The 19,824-nt window shown below is 68.7% G+C and carries 15 protein-coding genes and 1 pseudogene; 8 read left to right on the top strand and 8 right to left on the bottom strand.

The window, feature by feature from the left end:
• Positions 1–290 precede the first annotated feature (290 nt).
• On the top strand, positions 291–776 hold the full coding sequence (locus GR130_RS13150; protein ID WP_159504897.1) for a hypothetical protein: 486 nt from the start codon (positions 291–293) through the stop codon (positions 774–776).
• A gap of 106 nt (positions 777–882) precedes the next feature.
• The gene (locus GR130_RS40460) at positions 883–3,021 is read left to right on the top strand and encodes a LysM peptidoglycan-binding domain-containing protein (RefSeq protein ID WP_236573000.1); all 2,139 of its coding nucleotides are present in this window, start codon (positions 883–885) and stop codon (positions 3,019–3,021) included.
• Between the two features lie 323 nt (positions 3,022–3,344).
• On the opposite strand, the gene GR130_RS13140 is transcribed toward GR130_RS40460, so the two are convergent.
• Positions 3,345–4,469 carry an NAD(P)/FAD-dependent oxidoreductase gene (locus GR130_RS13140; RefSeq protein WP_268977878.1) on the bottom strand — a complete coding sequence of 375 codons (1,125 nt, stop codon included), beginning with the start codon at positions 4,467–4,469 and terminating at the stop codon, positions 3,345–3,347.
• A 774-nt stretch (positions 4,470–5,243) separates the two neighbouring features.
• Here GR130_RS13140 and GR130_RS13135 point away from each other — a divergent pair.
• Positions 5,244–6,056 (top strand): cutinase family protein, encoded by an 813-nt coding sequence (locus GR130_RS13135; protein ID WP_159504896.1) that lies wholly within the window; start codon positions 5,244–5,246, stop codon positions 6,054–6,056.
• A gap of 1,367 nt (positions 6,057–7,423) precedes the next feature.
• On the opposite strand, the gene GR130_RS41800 is transcribed toward GR130_RS13135, so the two are convergent.
• Both GR130_RS41800 and GR130_RS13120 read right to left on the bottom strand, forming a co-directional pair.
• Positions 7,424–7,855, bottom strand: a complete 432-nt coding sequence (locus tag GR130_RS41800; protein WP_443043596.1) for a hypothetical protein — start codon at positions 7,853–7,855, stop codon at positions 7,424–7,426.
• Positions 7,856–8,022: 167 nt separating this feature from the next.
• Positions 8,023–8,586: a DinB family protein gene (locus GR130_RS13120; RefSeq protein WP_236572998.1), complete on the bottom strand. Its 564-nt coding sequence runs from the start codon at positions 8,584–8,586 to the stop codon at positions 8,023–8,025.
• 376 nt (positions 8,587–8,962) lie between these two features.
• Here GR130_RS13120 and GR130_RS13115 point away from each other — a divergent pair, with 376 nt between their 5' ends.
• Entirely contained in the window at positions 8,963–10,078 is a 1,116-nt protein-coding gene (locus tag GR130_RS13115) for an alpha/beta hydrolase (protein ID WP_159504895.1), read from the top strand.
• A gap of 328 nt (positions 10,079–10,406) precedes the next feature.
• Here GR130_RS13115 and GR130_RS13110 read toward each other — a convergent pair whose 3' ends face one another.
• Entirely contained in the window at positions 10,407–10,940 is a 534-nt protein-coding gene (locus GR130_RS13110) for a nucleoside-triphosphatase (protein ID WP_159504894.1), read from the bottom strand.
• 123 nt (positions 10,941–11,063) lie between these two features.
• Between GR130_RS13110 and GR130_RS13105 the strand changes: the two genes are divergently transcribed.
• The gene (locus GR130_RS13105; RefSeq protein ID WP_159504893.1) at positions 11,064–11,516 is read left to right on the top strand and encodes a YbhB/YbcL family Raf kinase inhibitor-like protein; all 453 of its coding nucleotides are present in this window, start codon (positions 11,064–11,066) and stop codon (positions 11,514–11,516) included.
• 460 nt (positions 11,517–11,976) lie between these two features.
• Here GR130_RS13105 and GR130_RS13100 read toward each other — a convergent pair whose 3' ends face one another.
• The 4 genes from GR130_RS13100 to GR130_RS13085 are packed head-to-tail and all read right to left on the bottom strand — an operon-like array spanning position 11,977 to position 15,611.
• Positions 11,977–12,567 carry a GTP-binding protein gene (locus GR130_RS13100; protein ID WP_159504892.1) on the bottom strand — a complete coding sequence of 197 codons (591 nt, stop codon included), beginning with the start codon at positions 12,565–12,567 and terminating at the stop codon, positions 11,977–11,979.
• On the bottom strand, positions 12,554–12,919 hold the full coding sequence (locus tag GR130_RS13095; protein ID WP_159504891.1) for a DUF742 domain-containing protein: 366 nt from the start codon (positions 12,917–12,919) through the stop codon (positions 12,554–12,556). The genes GR130_RS13100 and GR130_RS13095 overlap by 14 nt, the downstream gene beginning before the upstream one ends.
• Complete coding sequence (locus GR130_RS13090) at positions 12,919–13,323, bottom strand: roadblock/LC7 domain-containing protein (protein ID WP_159504890.1); 405 nt, start codon at positions 13,321–13,323, stop codon at positions 12,919–12,921. The genes GR130_RS13095 and GR130_RS13090 overlap by 1 nt, the downstream gene beginning before the upstream one ends.
• Positions 13,320–15,611, bottom strand: coding sequence for a sensor histidine kinase (locus GR130_RS13085; RefSeq protein ID WP_236572997.1), 2,292 nt, complete (start codon positions 15,609–15,611; stop codon positions 13,320–13,322). The genes GR130_RS13090 and GR130_RS13085 overlap by 4 nt, the downstream gene beginning before the upstream one ends.
• A gap of 462 nt (positions 15,612–16,073) precedes the next feature.
• Here GR130_RS13085 and GR130_RS41795 point away from each other — a divergent pair.
• The 3 genes and pseudogenes from GR130_RS41795 to GR130_RS13070 form a co-directional block, all read left to right on the top strand.
• Positions 16,074–16,205, top strand: a pseudogene (locus GR130_RS41795) (transposase); the annotation flags it as partial.
• Positions 16,206–17,819: 1,614 nt separating this feature from the next.
• Positions 17,820–18,431: a molybdenum cofactor guanylyltransferase gene (gene mobA, locus GR130_RS13075; RefSeq protein ID WP_159504888.1), complete on the top strand. Its 612-nt coding sequence runs from the start codon at positions 17,820–17,822 to the stop codon at positions 18,429–18,431.
• A complete protein-coding gene (locus tag GR130_RS13070) occupies positions 18,380–19,801 on the top strand; it encodes a bifunctional folylpolyglutamate synthase/dihydrofolate synthase (protein WP_236572996.1) in 1,422 nt (473 codons plus the stop codon). The genes mobA and GR130_RS13070 overlap by 52 nt, the downstream gene beginning before the upstream one ends.
• Positions 19,802–19,824: the final 23 nt, after the last annotated feature.

The following is a 19,824-nucleotide window of genomic DNA, read 5'->3' as shown; positions in this document are numbered from 1 at the left end:
CCGGAAGGTCCGCGCCGCCGTGGACCACGACGGCCCGCAGCGCGGCGGCATGGATGTGCCCGTACACCGGTCCCCGCACTCCCGGGCCGAAGACGGCGCGCGGCCGGCCCGCGCGGCCGTTCGGCCCAGCAGCGGTGGTGGGCGCACGCCCCGGCGGCCAGGGTGGGAACCGGCAGCCGGTTCGCGTGCCGGGCGGTGGCAGCCGTTCCCCGGCGCCCGCGCCGGACGCGACAGGATCGCCCGCACGCGGTGCGGAGCAGCGGTGCACGGACGACCTCTGGAGAACGATCGTGGCCCTCAGTGAGACGGATCTGCTCAAGGCCGGCGACGCCGGGCTGCTGGAGCTGTTCCGCAAGAGCCCCCCGGGTGACATCCCGAAGGGTCCGCTGGAGGGCACCGGCATCGTCCGGTGGGGCGGCAACCTCGTGGCCGGGCCGCTGGCCCGCCTCGTGCGGCTGACCCTGTGGCGCGGCAAGGTCATCGACCACGAGGGCTATCTGAGCAACCGGATCACCGCGTTCGATGTGCTCGCCGTCCTGGCCCAGGTCTACAAGGGCCCGAGCCTGCTGGACGACCGGGCCTGCATCGTCATCGACTACTCCCGTATCTCCCTCGCCGCCCGCGCGGTACGTGACGAGATGCGCCAAGTGGGCCCGGATCTCTATCTGGGCGTGGTCTGGCTGTTCGGACTCCGGGTCGGCTGGTTCACGCTGCGGGTGCCGGCGCGCGGCAGCGCACCGGCGGCGGACGAGGCCGCGGCCGGGAAGCCGGGATGACCGGCCCGCCGCGCTCCTCCGCGTACCTCCCGCCCGCCCTCGCCGGACACCGCTTCCTCCTCCTTCGTCTTCTTCGTGAACTACGCACAGGGAATGGTTCGGAGCTATGAGCACCTCAGGCATATCCCCGCGCAGGCCCGCACGCCCCACCGCCCGCCGTGCGCGGAGGCGGCCCCGGCCGTGGCAGCTGGCCTCGGCCGCCGTCGCCCTGGGCGCGGTGTGCATACCGACGGCGCCGCTCGGTGCCATGACGACCCCGCTGCACGGCACCGTCACCGGAGCGGGCAAGCCGCTCCGCGGCGTCCGCGTCACGCTCTTCGCCGGTTCGCACACCGGCGTGCGGGCACTCGGCCAGGCGACGACCGACGGATCCGGGTCCTTCACCCTCTCCACCTCCCGGCCCGCCACCGGCGTGCTGTACGTGGAGGCCGGGGACGGACGGCGCCTCAGGCTCCGCTCCGTGGTGGGGGTCGGTGACGGCGGCGGGGTCCGTGCGCGGTCGGTGAACACGGTGACGGTCAACGAGGTGACCACCGTCGCCACCACCTATGCCCTGGCCCAGTTCAGCGACCGGCGCGGCATCGCCGGGCCCGGCCCGGGGCTGCAGAACGCCGCGGCGACCTCCTTCGACCTCGCCGACCCGGCCACCGGCCGGCCCGGAGGGGCGGTCACCTCCGACAGCGCCAACAGCGAGACCCTAGCCACCCTGAACACGCTCGCCGACATGATCTCCCTCTGCGCGACGGGCACCCCGGCCTGCGCGGAACTGCTGCGGCTGGCCACCCCGCGCGGCGGGGCCGCTCCGGCCGACACCGTGCAGGCGGTCCTCAACCTCGTCCACCACCCGACGTCGTCCCCGTCCGCCCTCCACGCCCTGGCGCGTCAGGCCAGGGTCTTCGCCCCCGGGCTCGGCGCGCCCCCCTCGGCCTGGGTCCTGGCGCTGCGCCGCACCGCGTCCGAGCTCTACGCCCCGGGCCGCATCGGGTTCGACGCGAAGGGCAACGTCTGGGCGTCGAACAACTGGCTTCCGGGCACCCGGCAGTCCAGCCCCTTCGTCACCGTGCTCGAACCGGCCGGCCGCCCCACCCTGGGCAGCCCGATCAGGGGCGGCGGCATGGACGGCGGGGCGTGGGGCCTGGCCGTCGACCACAACGGCTCGGTATGGGTGCCCAGTTACGGCGGCAACGCCATGGCGAAGTACTCGGCCGACGGCACCCCGCTGTCCCCGTCCACAGGATGGCGGAACGGCGGGCTGGTCCACCCGCAGGGCGTCGCCGTCGACCAGCGCGGCAACCTGTGGATCGCCAACTCCTACGGCCTCAAGGGCGCAGCCGGCCTGGGCGGCGTCGTCGTGTACCCGCACGGCGACCCCGCGAAGGCGTTCACCATCACCGACCCCGCCTTCAACCATCCCTTCGCCCTCCAGATCGACGGCCGCGGACGGGCCTGGGTCACCAACAGCCAGATCTCCTTCGCCCAGCTCATGGAGACCCGGCAGACCGGTGCCCCCGGCAGCGTCGGCGGCAGCGTCACCGTCCTGGGCCCCGACTTCAAACCCATCAGGACCATCCGCAACGACGCGCTCCAGGGACCGGTGGGACTCGCCCTGGACTCCCGGGGCAACGCCTGGGTGGCCGGACTCTTGAGCAGCGCGATCACCGAGATCCGGCCGGACGGCACCGTAGCGGGCGTCTACCGACTTCCCCGCCGCGTCCTCCCCTGGTCGGTCGCCGTCGACGGTCAGGACCGCGTGTGGGTCGCCGGCTTCGGCAACTCCTCCGTATCGCTGCTGTGCGGCGCCAACACCGCGGCCTGCCCGCCCGGCGCCGCCACCGGCACCGTCCTGTCGCCCCCCATGGGGCTGCGGAACAAGGCGATCCAGCACCTCACCGCGGTGCAGATCGACGCGTCGGGCAACGTCTGGCTCGCCAACAACTGGTCGAAGCTCCTCCCACCCACCGGAGGCGAGGGACTGGTCCAGCTCGTCGGCCTCGCCACCCCGGTCTGCACCCCGCTGACACCCCTGCCGGTACGGCCCCCGTCAGCCGGCTGCTCCCCGGGAACCGCGATGGCCGGCCCGCCCATCGGAAGCGCCGACCGCTACACCGTGCGCCCGGGCGACACCCTGACCCGCATCGGCCACGCCCACGGCCAGCACTGGCGGACGCTCTACCGAAGCAACAGGTCCGTCCTCGGCCCCGACCCGCACCGGCTCCGCCCCGGCCAGCGCCTCACGCTCCCCTGACCGGCAACCCCTCAGCGGATCCCCAACTCCCCAGCACCCGCCGCCGCGTCGGCGCCGGCCGCGCCGGAAGTAGAGGTAGCAGACACCCCCACCGGGCCGACACCCTCAACGATTTCATAGCGGGCACCGGCCTGCCCTTTGACGGTCCGGCGCCGCCTTGACGAGCCGAAGTCAGCAACTCGTCTGCGAGGTGGGGCGGCAGAGGTGGAAGACCGTCCGGTCTTTCCGGCTCGCGTGACGCGGCGGCGCGGCTTACGCGCCTGTTTCGGGCACGCGGAGACGCACCCGCCTGGTCGCGATGCCGGTGGCGCTTGACCGGGCTGTCACGGGGGGAAGCGCTCTGGGCGGAAGTCCGCCAGCATCTCCTCTCTCGCCCCGCTGAGGATCTCCGAAGCAAGCAGCCGGCCGATTACCGGCCCGAGCGTGATGCCGCTGTGGGAAACGGCCTCGTAGTAGCCCGGCACTGACGGTACCGCTCCCACCGAGGGGAATCCGTCTGCTGGGACAGGCCGGTGGACTACCCGTGTCTGTGCGATACGGGAGTTGCCGAGCTCGGGAACGACGTGCCGCGCCGATTCGTGGAGCAGCCGTGCGAGTTGCGCTGGATCTTCGCCTGTGTCGATGAGTGCGTCGATCTCGCGGCTGTGGAGGACCACCGAAGCGTCTCCGTCAGGACGGATCTCGATGTGAGGCGCGTGCATGGCCCGGTGAACCGGGACCTGAGCACAGCCGATCCGGGTGACGGCGCCGGGTTCCCGGCGCATCGGCAAGTGCCGTGCAATGAGCCCGGCGACACGGGAGGCGCTGGGGCCCGCTGCGTTCACGACGATGCCGACGTCGAGACAACCCCCATCGGACAGAACAACCGTCCGGATGCTCCCGTCGGTACCGGTGCCGATGTCACAGACCGCGGTGCCGGACCGGAGCTCGGCGCCGGATGCAACAGCCTGTCTGACCAGGCGGTCGACAAGATGACGTCCGTGCACCCAGGCTTCGTCGGGGTAGAACAGGACGGGAACCTCGCCTGGCATCGTGAGAGCAGGTTCGAGGCGGCGGCGCACCTCGGCCCCCGTGCACACCTCGACCCGGTAGTCCCAGCTTGCCAGCAGTTCGGCTGTTTCCAGAAGCTTCATCTCCGCTGCCGGATCGTCCGCCCAGCGCAGGTGGCCGCTGGGATACCACCAGGAGTCTGGCCCGATGGCCCCGGCAAGCTCACGGTGGGCTGCCATGCCCGCGACGTTCAGGGCGAAGTAGGACTTGCGCGCGGTCTTGTTGCTGGCGTTGACCCACGAGAAAGACCAGTTGGTGACGCCTTCGCCTGGCTGGCCTGCGTCGATGAAGACCACCTTGGCACCGCGCCGGGACAGGTTCCAACCCACGCTGGCTCCGACGATGCCTACTCCGATGACAGCAACACGTTCAGGCCGCTTTACGGACCCGATCCTCACGAACGCCCCCTTCCCCGATCACCGGCGAACTCCCGTTCCTGGCATGCAAGCGCCGGTCACAGCGGTCGCGCGCATGCTGCTCAGATCGCATGCCCCGTGCCGTGTCTGCGACGCCCGGACGATTTCGGTCAGCGGGGCACGTAACGCTACGAGGAAGACGCGACTCAGGCGACTCAGGTTCCGTGAGCGTCGTGCACACCGCTCGGACACGCCCAAAACACCTTGCTGCGGGGCGTCTTCCAGGAATCCCCCGCATGGCTGACTGAACATCAGGAACCGTGCATCTGCGCTTGCCGATGTTCGTGCACCGCGCTGCGCCGCCAGTCGGCGGCTCGGACCACTTGGCCCCAGTCCTGACGCGAGGGCAGGTCGTTTGGCGCGGACGGTGGTGTCAATCGCCCCCAGCTGCAGGCGTGTTGAAGTCGGCAGCGGCTCCAGGCCCGGCAGGAGTCCCAACTCCCCGACGACACCTCCTCCGAGGCCACCGCCCGCATCCTCGCCTCCGCCCCCTTCGGCACCCAGCACAGCTCCTGGGTCCTCAACGACCGCGCGGACACGGACATGGCGGACCGGGCGCAGGAGATCCTCACGGCGGTGGCGCCCTGACCCGTCGCCCTCGCCCTGCAGCTCTGAGTCTTGCGCCCTGAGCAGTGGTGCGTGACAGCCGCGCCACCAGCGCAGTCATCAGCGTTTCATCGCGATGTCAACGCCCGTGCCTAGCGTCTGGAGCCTTCGCTCTCGGACTAGTCCACGACCTCAGGGGGAGATCAGGCAATGTCGAAAACGAGCAGGACGGCACGGGCTGTTCGCACCGCGGCCGTAGCGGCGGCGCTGACCACCAGCGCCGCCGTCGCGTTCCCGTCCGCCGCGCACGCGGCCAACGCGGAGCACTACTACATCGAGATCGGCGGCACCGGTCCTACCGATTCCGGTCCCGATTGCCCCACGATCACCAAGTCCTACACCACCGCGAACGACCATCTCCACCTCGGTTCCTCCGCGATCAAGGTGTGCTACCCGGCCACCGCCGGCCCGCTCATCGGTCCCCACGGCGGGCTCATCGAGCCCCCCTTGCAGCTCAACCCCGACGCCGCCACCGCACCGACCTACGACGCCAGCGTGCAACAGGGCTACCGGAACGGGTTGCAGGCGGCGGAGGACACCCACCGCGCGCACCCGAACGCGCGCCTCACGATCACCGGCTACTCCCAGGGCGCCCAGGCCGCGGACGAGGTGCTCCAGACGATCGCGAGCGGCAGCACCGGCATTCCGCGCTCCCAGGTCGACGGCATGCTCTACGCCGACCCGATGCAGCCCGACACCGGCTTGTTCGCGCATCTCCCCAAGGGATTGGGCATCCCCGGGGTCGCCACCGCCGCCGGCGCCGGCCCGGCGAAGTTCAACGGCATCCCGGTCAAGCGGTACTGCATCATCGGCGACCCGGTGTGCGACTTGAGGTCCATCACGAACGCACCCGGCTACTTCAACCTGCACTGGAAATACCCGGACTTCGTCATCCCCAAGAACCTCACCCAGGACGGCCAGGACGGCGTCCAGTGGCTGAATGAGAACGGAGACCCCGCGTAGGGCTGCTGACGGAACCGGGGGGGCAGGGCCCGCGGGACCGGGCACGGTCGGCCACGCTCCGACCGTGCCCGGGCCAGCGGGCCCTGCCCCGCCCTGCTCTGCTCTTCTCTGCTCTGCTCTGCTCTGCTCTGCCCGAGACGCTATGACTCGTACGCGCCGGCGCCCGGCCGTCGTTGCTGTCGTCGGCGGCCCAGATCGTCCAGCGCGGGAGATTCTCGCCCGGTTGGCGTCGGTGTCGGGGAGGGCGGCGCCCCGTTCGATGAAGTCGCGCGCCCAGCCAGGTCCTCGGCCACGGCGCCGTGCCGGCGCAGCCGGTGACGTATCGCGATCTCCGACGCGGTGCCGGTCTCTCCTCGCCCAGGATCGCGCGTGACCGACGCCGGAGTTCGGCGGCCGCCTGCACGTTGCCCAGCTTCGCCTCGGCCGTGGCCAGCCTGCCGAGGACGGCGGAGTACAGGGGGACGTCCCCAAGACGTCTGGCCAGGTCCTCGACCTTCCCGAAGGTGCCCACGGCCTCCGCGGCTCGACCGAGGTCGAGTTGGAGTCCGCCGAGGGGGAGCAGGGTCTTGCCGTGCAGCCGGGGCTGTCCGACTTCTCGGCCCGGGCGATCGCCTCCAGGTAGCGGTCGTGAGCCTTGTCGTACGGGCCGAGCTGGTGGTGCATATCGCCGGCGCGGGTCACGACCGACCCCATGAGCCAGTCGTCGTGCTCCAACGCCCCGGCCCGGCGGAGTCGCGACATCGGCGAGAACGAGATCACCCTCGTCCAGCTCAACTGCGCCAACTGAACCACCGACACGACGAAGGCCCCCACCGCGGTGAGGGCCTTTCGTTCTGTCCCCGCAGGTGCGGCGCGGCCACCGCCCCGAACGGTGCCGGTGCCGCCGACTGTCGCTGCTGGATTTCAGGCACAGTTGCTCAGCCCATGGACATGGGGCCGGATTCGTCCGAGTTGGTCCGATCCTCGTCGCCCCAGCGGCGCCCGGGATGGCGGGCCCCCTGGTCGGAATCCGGACCGCGGTGTCCGAGATGACGCGTCCCCTGGTCGGAATCCGGACCTGCGTCAACGGTCTGGGTGAGGGTGCCGCGGGGTGCGTCGTCATCGCCGGCGGCAGCTGTTCCCGCAGTCGCCAGGGCGGCAATAGCAGTCAGGGCAACAGCGATCAAATTGGTGCGTACCCGCATGAAGCTCTCCTATCGATAGATACGGATCACGCTTCCCGACCATTTGACGTTCACACCGTCAGTGACCATGTGCGCACGAAAGAGTGATCGGTTCAGCGGTTCCCGCGGGAGTCGGTGTCACCGTCGGGTGATTCCCCGTCCACGGAGACTCCACAGCGCAGACGTGGACGTTGCCCACTCGGCTCACGCACCCTGGTCCGTTCGGCCCTCCCGACATCGGAGAGAAGGGAGGGGAACGAAGCTGACGTCGAACGTCTTGTTGCAGAGCGGGCACGGCCACCGGACCGCGCCACCACGACCCAGGATCATTGATTCACCCCCCGGGACGAGGAACGCCACCATGCGCACAACGAAAGCCACCATGCGGCGCGTGGCCGTTGCCTCGTGTGCAGCACCCTCGACCGCCAGCGCTCCGATCGCCCCGGTCAGCCGGGGACCGGCGAACGAGGCCGTGATCGCCGGGGCGATGACCAGGAGCGGACCGAGGTGGACGTAGGCCGGGACCACGATGTCAACGACCGTGATCACTGCGATGAGCACGACCGGGATCACCAGCAGCGCATGGCGCGAGGTCCATGGCTGCCGCAGGCCGACGAAACGCTGCCGGACGGCCATGTCTCCCCCTGCACCACTCCGGCGCAGGGTGGAGACTCCAGTGTGGCGCTACCGGTGGTGCGGCGGGTGCGGTGGCGGTGTCGGGACGGTGGCCACGCTGGGCGCGGGGTCGGGCCAGACGAGCAGGGGCAGGGGCGCGTGAGCGTGCACCCTTGCTGTTGAAGATCTCAGTCGGCCGACGGGGCGGGAACGTCGCCGAGATCGGACCCGCCATTGTTGTGTCGTGTGTTGTGTCGTTCCAGTTGGCAACGCATATCGAGCAGGTGGTGGCGCAGCTCATGCAGGGTGTGAACCGCGAGCCAGCTCAGTGAGCGTTCCTCACGTTCGGGATAGGTGTACACGACTGTGCGACCCCAGTCCGCGGGCGACAGCCGGTCGAGGACGTTGGCGAACAGCAGTGCCGCATCCTGGAGTTGGCGGGCGACATCGGCCGGCTGCTGCTGATCGTATCCATCGTGGTCAACTCGCTCGTCGCGCCCCATGGGCTCAGCGACCGGCGTTTCACGACGTCGCGCGGCCAGCACTCGCTCCCGCTGGGCCAGCAGCACGTCGCGCACGTGGCAGGCGTACTCAAGCGCTGACCACACCTGCGGCGCCGAACGCCGCCGCAGCACGGCCGTTTCGCCCCCCAACAAGTCCGCGTACTCGCCTGCATGACCCTTGGCGAGTGCCGAGACCGCGGGAGCCAGGGTGAGCTCATATGCGAAACCGCATTCCATGCACGTTGTCATGTCTGGACGATAACGACGCGTCTCCTGCGGAGACGACCGACCCACGTCCGACGGACTGCGGACCGGGTCCTATGTGGCGCAACGACTCCAGGCTGGCCCCGGCTCCCGGGCAATCTCCCTCACCGTCCTCCCGGCGGAGTCCACCCCCCTTGGCACCGCCGCGGACCACCGAGCCGGCGTGGCGTACGCCACGCAACCTCCCCCGACTTATCGCCATCTAGCCTGTCAGACATCAACCTTCCCGACGCCCCGGTCGAGAGAACGTGCGAGCCCTGGTCGCAGCACCTGGATATTCTGCGACCTGCATGACGGCATCCCAGGGCTGGGGGTTCCACTTGCGGTCCGGTTGGCCCGGCCGCCCGGCAGAAGGCTCCACATGGGTCTCACCAGTAAGAAAGTGCTGCTTCTTGCCGTCCTCCTCGCGGTGGCGCTGTTCGTTCTCACCATCTGGCTGTGGCCGCGCGTCTCCAGGGGACGCGGGCGCGCGGTACTCGGTCGTATCGGGCTGCTCTTCGCCACGCAGCTCTCGCTCTTCGCGGCCATCGGCCTGTTCGCCAACAACTCCTTCGGCTTCTACGCCTCTTGGGCCGACCTCTTCGGCCAGGAGCAGGAGCCGGGTGTGGTGACGCATTCCAAGACCGGGTCGTACGGCACCCAGCTGCAGGTGCTGGGCACCGAGCGCCTGAGCATCCCGAACGCCGGTGTCCCGTCAGCCTCCGGCAGACTGGACAAGGTCCTCATCCGTGGTGAGAAGTCCAAGATCTCCGTCCCGGCCTACGTCTACCTGCCGCCGCAGTACTTCCAGAAGAAGTACGCGGGCAAGAAGTTCCCCGCGGCGGTGGTGCTCACCGGCTACCCGGGCACCGCCGAGGCGCTCTACAAGAAGCTGCATTACCCGCAGACCCAGTACGACCTGCTCCAGCAGAACCGCATGCAGCCGACCGTCCTGGTGATGATGCGCCCGACCGTTGTGGCGCAGCGCGACACCGAATGCGTGGACATACCCAACGGCCCCCAGACTCAGACGTTCTTCACCCACGATCTACGCAAGGACATCAGCGACCACTACCGCGTCGGCGAGGAAGCCAAGAGCTGGGGCATCATGGGCGACTCCACCGGTGGTTACTGCGCCCTGCAGATGACGATGCGCAACCCCCAGTCGTTCTCCACTGCCGTGTCCCTCTCCGGCGACTACAAGGCGCCGATCGACGCCACCACCGGACCCCTCTTCGGTGGCAGCAAGCAGCTGGAACGGGAGCACGACCTGCTCTGGCGGCAGCAGCACCTGCCCGCTCCCCGGGTGAACCTGCTGGTCACCAGCAGCAAGGTCGGCGAGAGCAACTACAAGCCCACCCTGAAGTTCATCGAGGGGACCAAGTCGCCGTCCACCGTCGCGTCGATCATCCTCGACAGCGGCGGCCACAACTTCAACACATGGCGCCGGGAGATCCCGGCGGCCCTGGAGTGGATGGGCGGAAAGCTCACTGCCTGACGCGAGTCGGTCACGACCTTCTGACGAGCACCATGCGTCCCGGGAGCGGCCCGGGACCCGCGGCACCCGCCGTGGCCCCCAGGCCGCTTCCCGCTTCAAAGGGGCTGCTCCTGCTCTGGGGATGTGGACCTGCAGGAAGCCCCATCGTCCCAGCTCAGAAGGCATCCGCGTCTTCATGTCCACGCTCTGGACCGGTCATTGCTCGGTGGATCGAAGTTCAGAGCAAGGCCATTCTCCGATGGTGTCGGCACTCTCCCTTCGGCAGTCGGTGGGTCTCGGCCCGATGTGAAACCCCGGCGAAGCGACGGCTGCGCCCAGATGAGGGTCGTCATCGGCTTTCCAGCCGTGCTGCCAGATCGGCAGGGAGTGTGTCCCGGTTTGCCCGGGTCACCTGGACGAGTTCGATGTCCGCGCGCCGCTTGAGGGCGTCGGTGAACGGGTCACTCTTGGCGTGGACCGTGGCGACGATGTCGATGTCGGACTCGAACAGGGACCGGACTGTGTCCCGGAACGCCGTGCACGTCAGCTCCATACGCCCGAGCTCGTCGATCAGCACGAGTTCACCAGGAGCCGGATCCGCTGCCGCCGACCTGAGCGGCGGCCATGCAAGCCGCTCCATGACTCCCAGGTCGACGCCGTACCGGCCCACCCGCGGTGGACCCGGGAAGTCGACATGGGCGAGCACTGCTCGCGGGCCTCCCCCCAGTGTTTCCAACGCGAAACCGACCCGGGTGCCGCCTTGCCGGATCTCCTCCGTGGTGAAGCCGACAGACCTACGGGTGCGCAGGAGTGCGGCCAGTCGGCGGATGACGGTCGTCTTGCCCGAGCCGGGGCGTCCTTCGAGCAGAATTCTCGTGGGCAACGTGAGCTCCGATCAGGTCCGCCTTACGAGGTTCCCGGCGCGGTGGCCGGGGTGCTCGGCCGATCGGGTTTTCTGCCCGCTTCGATCGGTGCCGACCAGGCTGTTCCGGGTAGAGCCGCGCGCATGACTGGAATTGAGCTCAGAAGCGTGGCGTTCGACGACCATGCGGCGATCCCTCGACGCCACAGCGGGGAGGGGGACGACGTCTCGCCACCGCTGACGTGGTCCGCGGCACCGGACGGTACGGCGGAGTTGGTCCTGCTCTGCGAGGACCCTGACGCCCCGGGCGGGGCGTTTCTGCACTGGCTGGTCACCGGCATCGATCCGGAGAGTTCCGGTGCGGCGGAGGGGGAGGTCCCTCAAGGTGGCCAGGAGTGGCCCAACGGATTCGGCCGGGTGGGCTGGGCTGGTCCGATGCCTCCGCCGGGGCATGGTGTGCACCGCTACTTCTTCCGCCTGTGGGCCGTGTCGGAGCCACTTTCCCTGCACGGGCGGCCGACAGCCGATGCAGTGCATCATGCCGTGAAGGGCCAGGAGCTGGCGAGTGGCACGCTGGTGGGCACCTACCGACGCTGACTGCCGTTCTTCACTGGCGACGGAGCACGTCGGCAAGCAGGGCCGGCAGCTCCGGCTCGTCGTTCGACACCCGGCGCGACAGTGCCGTCACCGTCCAGACAGCGCAGCGATGGTGGGGTCTTGCCGATGCCCGTTCCCGCCCAGATCCGGGCCATGGGTTCCTCCGCCCGCTCGACGCGCCGTGTTTCCCGGGCGACCCCGCCATGTGGTGGGCGGGACGCCGGGATCGCCGCCGGGAACGGGCACGACTGCTGATCGTCACGGCATGGCCGACGCCGTACGACGCACTGGCGGACGAATCATCCGCCAGCCGATCGGGACCGCGTTGCCTGCGCTGCTGGCAAGGCTGGGGGAGCAGCGGGTACTCAGCGCCCTTGGCGGGTCGACCGCCCAGCCGTAGTCGGCTGAGACGGTCCACCCGTCCTCCGGCTGTCTGCCGACGGTCTCCGGCCGTCCACGGTCAGACGGGCGCGGGGACCTGCGCCTTGGCGATGAGCAGCTCCAGCAGCGAGAGCAGGGCGCCGCGGACGTCCTCCCGGGAGCGGGCGTCGAGCAGGAGGACGGGGGTGTTCGGGTCCCGCAGGTGCAGGGCCGCTCTGATCTCCTCGGCGGTGTACGGCTGTTCGCCGTGGAAGCAGTTCGCGCCGATGATGAACGGCAGTCCGCGGTTCTCGAAGAAGTCGACGGCGGGGAAGCTGCGGTCCAGTCGCCGGGTGTCGACCAGGACGATCGCCCCGAGTGCCCCGTACAGCAAGTCGTCCCACATGAACCAGAAGCGCTCCTGTCCCGGTGTACCGAAGAGATACAGGACCACTCCGGCGTCGGTGAGGGTGATACGGCCGAAGTCCATCGCGACCGTGGTCGCAGTCTTGCTCTCGATGCCGTCGAGGTCGTCGACTCCGACGCCCGCGGCCGTCAGCCGCTCTTCGGTGCGCAGCGGATCGATCTCGGATATCGCCTCGACCAGGGTCGTCTTGCCGACGCCGAAGCCCCCGGCGATGAGGACCTTGACGGGGGACGCTTCCGGTGCGGTGGTGTCATAGTCGGGCAAGGTTGTCCCTGATTTTCACGAGCAGGTGGACATTGGAGGTCTCGGAGGCGTCCAGCGGCGGCCGGTGGCGGATCAGACCGCGGTCCAGCAGTTCGCCGAGCAGGACCACCATGGGGGTAAGGCGCATCTGCATCCGGGCGGCGATCTCGGCGACCGCCCGTCCGTTCGGTGCCGGGCACATGGCGAGGATTTCCTGCCACTCTGTGGGCAGGCTGCCGTGACCGTCGGCGTCAGTGGTCGCTGTGATCATCGTGTCCATCGTCAGGTCATGGCGGGATGCGGCCGTACGCCCATCGGTGAGGGCGTACAGTCGCGTCCGGCGGCGCCGTCCGGGCTGGGGGTCGGCTGCCATTACGACGTGGACGCCTGTGTGCGTTCTGGGGTGCCCAGCCACTCGCCGAGCGCCTGCGCGGCGCGGACCGTCTCGCCGCCCAGTTCCCCGAGCCGTGCCTTGCGGGAGGCCACCACGATCAGCGTGCTGCCCGACCCGCACCCCACGATGCACAGGTATCGGTCGTCCATCTCGACGAGTTGGCGGATCACCCCGCCACCGTCGATCTCTCGCGAGATGGCTTTCATGGTGGACGCGATGCCGGAGGCAGCCGCGGCCACCCGCTCGGCCTGGTCCTGTTCGAGCAGGTAGGAGCTGAGCTTGATCCCGTCGTTGGAGAGCAGTACGGCTCCCTGGATCCCAGCGATCCTGCTCAGGTTGTTGTCCAGGATGCTGTAGATCGCGTCGTTCTGTGTCGTCGTCATGGCTGGTCCTGTCGGAGCTCGAGTTCCACTTTCCTGGTGCTGTCTTCGTAGTCCGCCCAGGCGTCGGCCACCTCTTCGGGCGTGGCGGCGTCCTGACCGACCGGTTCGGCCGCACGCGACTCGTGGAGCTGCCGGGCCATGTGGGTCTGCGGGACGCGCTCGGGGAGGGCCGGCCGGGCGGGGACGCCCCCGGAGCCGGACCGGGGCGATGCCCCCGGCGCCGTGGACCGGGCCGACCCGACCAGCTCTCCCCGCTGTCGGCGCGGCAGTCCCGACGCGGTGGGAGCGGGGTCGTCCGCCGGATCGTCGGGCCGCTCCTGCGGGACGAGCTCGGGCTGGTGTCCCTCGGCGGACTGCGGTACGGGCGCGGGCCGCTTCGCCGGCTCGGGCACCGCGGTGCGCTCCGGGGTCTCCGCGAGGTGCTCACCCGGGACGATCACCACAGCGGATGTTCCGCCGAACGCCGACCGGCGCAGCGTGACCTTCGCCCCGAGCTGGTCGGCGAGGTGGCCGACCACGAAGAGGCCGAGCCGGTGCGCGTTCTCGGCCAGTACGGAGTAAGGCGGGGCCGAGTGCAGGCGGCCGTTCATCTCCTCGTACCTCTCAGCGGTCACGCGCGGGCCACGGTCCTCGATCTCGATGCAGAGGCCGTCGCCCACGAGTTCGGACCGGATGGAGACCTTCGTCGTCGGCGGGGAGAAGCGCGTGGCGTTGTCCAGCAGTTCTGCCAGCAGGTGGCTGAGCTGGCTGACCGTGCTGGGTTCGACACTGGTCTCGTCCATGGCGTGACGGTCGATGCGCCGGAAGTCCTCGACTTCAGCGGCTGCTTCCCGGAGCAGGTCGGCGATGCGCATGGGCTCGGTGTGCGGGTCGGGGATCTCGCCGCCCGCCAGGATGAGCAGGTTCTCGATCTGTCTCCGCATCCCCACCGTGAGCTGATCGGACCTCATGAGGTCGGCGAGGAGCGCCTCGTCCTGGCCGAAGGTGTCCTGAAGGTGCTCGGTGAGGGCGAGCTGCCGGCTGACCAGGTTCCCGGTCCGTGAGGCGATACCGGAGGCGAACATGCTGAAGCCCTGTCGCTCGTCGGCGAGCTTGCGGTGCCCCTCAAGGGACACGGCGACGACGCGGGCGAAGGCGTCACTGATCCGTCCGACCTCGTCCTGCTCGCCCTTCGGCTGCGGCAGCGCGTCGGCGCCGACTGCCGCTCCGCGCTGCAGGCGGTCCACGATGTCCGGCAGGGTCTCCTCGGCGACCGTCACCGTGCGGTCGTGGAGATCCCGCAAACGGCGCAGGACGGAGCGCGTGGTGAAGACCACGACGGCGACGACCAGCAGGAGGGCGGCACCGCTCGCCGCCACCAGCAGCGCGATCTGACTCTCCAACTGCGCTGCCCGGTCGTCGGCGTGTGCGAGCAGCTCGTGCAGTCTGCTCTCGTTGAAGGCGTCCAACTGGGCGGAAAAGGCGTCCTCGGTCGCATCCCAGTCGTGGACGGCAGGCGGCAGTACGACGCCGGAAGGCGTGTCCCGGTGCTCGGAGATGACCGCCTGCTCGATGCGGGACTTGGCCTTCCAGGGCTTCGAGGCCAGGATCCGCCGGAGGGCCTGCTGGTCCTCAGCCGGCAGATCGAGCACGATCGTGTCGTACAAGTAGTTGCTGGAGCCGGCGGCTTCGATGAAATCACCGAACCTGGCGTACGTCAGTTTCCCGGAGGTGTCTGCCAGCGAGAGGATCGCATCCTCGCGCGACACCACCTCCGATGCCGAGAACAGGGAGACCAACGACGTTCTCTCCTGCGTCAGCCCACCGTCGTCCACGGAGCTGGAGTCCGCGTAGCTGCGGATCGTCTCGTTGATCACGCCGGTGTAGTAGTCGAGGGTGTCTGCCAGGCTGCCGTGGCGTGTGTCGGCGCGCTCGCGTTGGGTGCCCAAGTCCGTGAGTCGCCGCGTGGTCTCCTGGAGGTGGTGCTTGGCGACGTCCGAATGCACCTGACCGGGGTCCGACGACTTCAGGAACGCGGCCACGGCCCGGTCGGTGTTCGCTCGGTGGCTGCGCAGGTCGGCCGCGGCTACGGGCGTGCCCGACCACCACGCGGCGGTGATCGCGCGCTCGGACTGCAATCTGATCACGAGCTGGTACAGGGGTATGCCTGTCTGCCGGCCGGCCACCGCGGCTTGGCGCAGTTGCTGCGACTCCTGCAGCAACTGATTCGAGGTGACGAGGACTTGGACGCCCATGGCCACGGTGGGCACCACCGCCAGCCAGACGAGCAAGGTACGCAGGCGCACCACACGCCGTCGACGCCGTGGCACCGGCTCGCCTGGGCCTTCGGATGCTGTAGGGGTCATCAGTCCTCATAAACGGAGTCGGTCATTCCCGAGCGGGCGCCGATCATAACCAGTCAACTTGAATAACGCAGATTGAAGTTGACGTCGAGGAATGGTATTGGCGCTCAAGAGGAATTGATCGCCGCTTGGGGTAATTGTTGACTGTGTGCGCAGATGGGGCAGATTGCATGCCAAGGCGTCAATGCACCAGAAGTCGCGTCTCAACCGATCCTGGATCGTGCAAGTCGGACGGAGGACCTGGTCGGGGGATCTTCCGGCGGTACGCGCATAAAGGCAGGGCCTCCTGGTAGCTCGGGGGTGCGACCCCATTCCGAGCGGTTCCCGGAGGCCCTGTTGTCGTTGTTGCACGCGCCCGATCCAGTTGACTTCAACTCGCCCGCCGGGTCGAGCGATTGCCTCGCGCACGTGTACGGCAACGCGGCCGATCAACCCGATCGGGTGCGCCGGTATCCGTCGGATATGACGGATGCGGAGTGGGCGGCCGTCCGGCCGTTGTTGCCGGTACCGGCCTGGCTCCAGGGCAGAGGCGGACAGCCGGAAGGCTACTGCCCGGATGGTGGGCGTGGTTCGGCGACGCGATCAACTGGAACGGAGGGCCCGCCATAGTCAAGCCGCCCTTCGGCGGCTCCAGCGTAGGCATGAGCCTGTTCCGCGATCAGGCGGACCTTCCCCCGGCGCTTTCGGGCGCTGCCGGCGCTCGACCGTCAGGCAGAGCTCGACCAGGGTCTTCACCGGCCCGTCCGCGCGCAAGATCGCGTCGGTGAGCTCGAAGAGCGCATCAGCACGGCTGTACAGACAGTCGCAGAACGCGACCCGAAGCGGGACAACACGCTCAATGCCTCGCCTGCGGGCGCGTCGACGGGGAGGCTCATGGGCAGCAGCATTTCTTTCGTGCTTCGTTACTCGACATCTCGAAGCGTGAAGCACGGCCGCGTCACGCGCCCCGGCTCCCGGGGATCTCAGCAGGTCGAGTGACCTGCGACGTTAAACGCCAAGCTTGGGGACCTGCAGCAACGGCCCCGTCGGTGAACATCCGAAGGGACCGCTACTGTCAAGTAGACGTCAGCGCCGGTCGTTTAGCGGGTTTGGTACCCACCGCACCACGAGGCCGACGGCCGCTGTTCCCTGCGCGCGAGATGCCCGCACGAAGCTGGCGGCCGTCTACTTCAATCTGCGTCGCCACGCAGGGCGGCCCGCTCCCGTCGCGCTGAAACCACCGCGGTCACACCCAGACGCTCCTCTGAATTCCCCAACCCCAACTGCCGAACACTTCTCCACCGTAAGCACCTGCCTGCAGGTACACACGCCCATCCGGACGCAAACGGCCCGTCTCCTTGATACTCACGTTGGAATGTTTGCCGCAGGGGCCTGTCACATACCGCCAGCTTTCGGCACTGGAGCCGAAAGCCAGACCCCATTTCTGTGCCGGCCCCTCTTCGTGGTTACACCAAGACTTCACGACGGCTGACAGTTCATACCGATCGCCGATCCGGGTCACCGTAGCCTTGATCTCCACACGGTACGAGTTGTGGGTGACGCCGCTGTACCTCGGGACTGCCGTTGAGAAGGAAACACAAGGTCCGGGCCAACGGCGTTCTTCACTACCGCGCCCGCGCCCGGGACCAGATCGCGAACCTCCGGAGTGACCGGGCTGAACATGCCACCGTTGAGGAGCGGGGATGACCCCGCACGCGCCACCCCGGATGAACTGAGAGCCGATACTGCGCCTGCCGTGATCCGCAGACAGAAACGCTCGACCACCCCTCCCCCGGGACCAACCACAATGCCCCACCACGTACAGTCCCGGGCCTCACCCTGCCCGCAACGACCCTCAACATCCCCGAAGCACGGTAGGACAACCCCCAGGGACGACAGCGGGAAACGTCGCTTCGATACGGCCGCAGCAGTCTCAATGGTCCGGCAGAGGTCGGGCTTGTCTCGAAGGCTGCGTGCACCGGTGCGCCGGGGCTGTCGAGCTTGGCCTGGAACAGGTGGAACCTCCACCTCACAGGCCCGATCCTTCCCTGAGTCGAGCCTTCGAGTCTCCGAACGACAATTACGCCTTCGTGTATCCAGGCAAGGCGGAATGGGGTTGGTGTGCGTTGTGACGACAGGGCAGCAAGGAGTTCTCTCCTCGACAACAGCGAGGAGATGCCCGCAGACGACACGGGTGAGTGCTACGACGCGGTGGTGCTGGCGGGAGGGCGAGGCCGGCGTTTGGGCGGAGCGGACAAGCCGATGGTGTCCGTTGGTGGCATGTCGTTGCTCGATCGGGCACTTCAGGCATGTGGCGGGGCGGGGAGGACGATTGTGGTGGGCCCGCACCGGGCCACGGTCCGCCCCGTACGTCATGTGCAGGAGAGTCCGGTGCACGGCGGGCCGCTGGCGGCGCTGGCTGCGGGAGCGAGCTGGGTGTGTGCACCGTTCGTGGTGGTTCTGGCTGCGGATCTTCCCTTCGTGCGGCAGGAGACGGTTGCGGAGTTGCTGCGCCAGGCGGCTGGTTCCGGGACCGAGGGCGCGGTCATGTTGGAGACACAGGGCCGGGACAATCCGCTGTTCGCCGCATACCGGACCGCAGCTGTGCGACGAGGTCTTGCGCTGGCCCTCGCTCGGCACGGAGTGTTGACGGGCCTGCCGATCCGTGTACTGACCCATTCTCTTGCCCTGCGGTACGTGCCTGATGTCGGCGGAGTGTCTATCGACTGCGACACGTGGGAGGTGGTAGCTCTCGCTCGGGCCATCCTGAAGACAAACGCCGGTTGACCACACTCCGAGCACGAATTCATCCCCCTCCCCACACTGGTTGCGAGGTGGCACAGTTGGCAATAAGAGAAGAACTGGCCTGTGAAGAGATCATCGGTCGATATCAGTTCAACGGAGCGGGCACGGGTGCGATGCCCCAACTTCTCAAAGCCCTCGGTGACCCGGGACGCAACCTGCGGGGCATGACGGTCGTCGGCACCAACGGGAAGGGTTCGACCTGCGCGTTCGCCGTCTCAGCGTTGGCTGCGGCCGGGCTGCGGATCGGAAGCATGCCCAGCCCGCACCTGCAGCGGGTCACCGAACGCATCCGCATCAACGGAGTGCCCATCTCTCCCACCGCATGTCACCGAGCCTTCGCGAAGGTCGACGACACCCTGAGGAGTACGGGCCTTTCGGTCAATGCGGGAGCAGTGCATGCAGCCGCAGCCGCGGGGCATTTCGCCTGCTCGGAAGTGGACTTGGCCGTCATGGAAGCGAGCATCGGGGGCCGGCGCACCGCGGTCAACTGCTTCGACACCGGGGTGAAGGTCATTACCGGAGTGGGACTGGACCACGAGCATCTGCTGGGCAACACCCTGGGCGAGATCGCACGGAACAAGGCAGGCATTGTGCGAGACGGCGATCATGTCGTGCTCGGCGAGCTGCCCGAGGAGGCGGCCAAGGCCGTAGACGTCGTCCTCGGCAACCACACGGAGCTGACCGTCTGGCGCATCCACCAGGAAGTCCGCTACCGGCCACGCATGGCCCGTGATGCTCGCACCGTGCTGGACGTCGTCACCCCATATGCCGTCCACCGGGAATTGCCCTGTCCGCTCCGCGGAGAACACCAGCATCACAATCTGGCTCTTGCTGTAGCGGGCATCGACTCGCTGGCCGAACGAGGACTGATCCGAGGTATCCCGGAGGAGGCTCTGCGCGGCGGCCTTGCCGCGACCCGCTGGCCCGGCCGCCTCGAACTGCTGGCACCGGCCCGCCTCGGCTCCTGGACCGGCCGCCTGCTGCTCGACGTTGCCGCCAACCACCAGGGTGCAGCGACCGTGGCCCCGGAAATCCTGCGAGAATCCCGCGCCGCTGAGCACACGGCCCTCGTCTTCGGCACCCTCAAGTACAAGAACGTGGCAACCATGCTTGAGCCGCTGCCCGCTGACTGGCCGGTGGTACTGACCCGGGTCGGGCACCCCAACGAAGCGGTCCCGGACGCGATGCGCACCGCCTTGGCGACGCGCCGAGAACTGTCCGTACGGCAGGAGACCGCTGACGCGCTCCGCCACGCCACCGAACTCGTCGGGGCCGGCGGCCTCGTCACGGTTCTCGGAACCCCCCTCCTTATCGGCCGTGTCCGTGAACTGTTCCATCTCCCGCCCGGCTGACCACTGCCGCCCGAACGTGAGAC

The sequence above is a fragment of the Streptomyces sp. GS7 genome (assembly GCF_009834125.1).
Lineage (GTDB): Bacteria > Actinomycetota > Actinomycetes > Streptomycetales > Streptomycetaceae > Streptomyces.
Note: the sequence above shows the minus strand (reverse complement) of the source record. Positions and strands in the feature narration are given on the sequence as shown.

Excerpts from the sequence above, each read along its gene's own strand:
- GR130_RS40460 (WP_236573000.1), top strand. The coding sequence starts at position 883 with ATGAGCACCTCAGGCATATCCCCGCGCAGGCCCGCACGCCCCACCGCC.
- GR130_RS13135 (WP_159504896.1), top strand. The coding sequence starts at position 5,244 with ATGTCGAAAACGAGCAGGACGGCACGGGCTGTTCGCACCGCGGCCGTA.
- GR130_RS41800 (WP_443043596.1), bottom strand. The coding sequence starts at position 7,855 with ATGGCCGTCCGGCAGCGTTTCGTCGGCCTGCGGCAGCCATGGACCTCG.
- GR130_RS13120 (WP_236572998.1), bottom strand. The coding sequence starts at position 8,586 with ATGACAACGTGCATGGAATGCGGTTTCGCATATGAGCTCACCCTGGCT.
- GR130_RS13115 (WP_159504895.1), top strand. The coding sequence starts at position 8,963 with ATGGGTCTCACCAGTAAGAAAGTGCTGCTTCTTGCCGTCCTCCTCGCG.
- GR130_RS13105 (WP_159504893.1), top strand. The coding sequence starts at position 11,064 with ATGACTGGAATTGAGCTCAGAAGCGTGGCGTTCGACGACCATGCGGCG.
- GR130_RS13095 (WP_159504891.1), bottom strand. The coding sequence starts at position 12,919 with ATGGCAGCCGACCCCCAGCCCGGACGGCGCCGCCGGACGCGACTGTAC.
- GR130_RS13090 (WP_159504890.1), bottom strand. The coding sequence starts at position 13,323 with ATGACGACGACACAGAACGACGCGATCTACAGCATCCTGGACAACAAC.
- mobA (WP_159504888.1), top strand. The coding sequence starts at position 17,820 with ATGCCCGCAGACGACACGGGTGAGTGCTACGACGCGGTGGTGCTGGCG.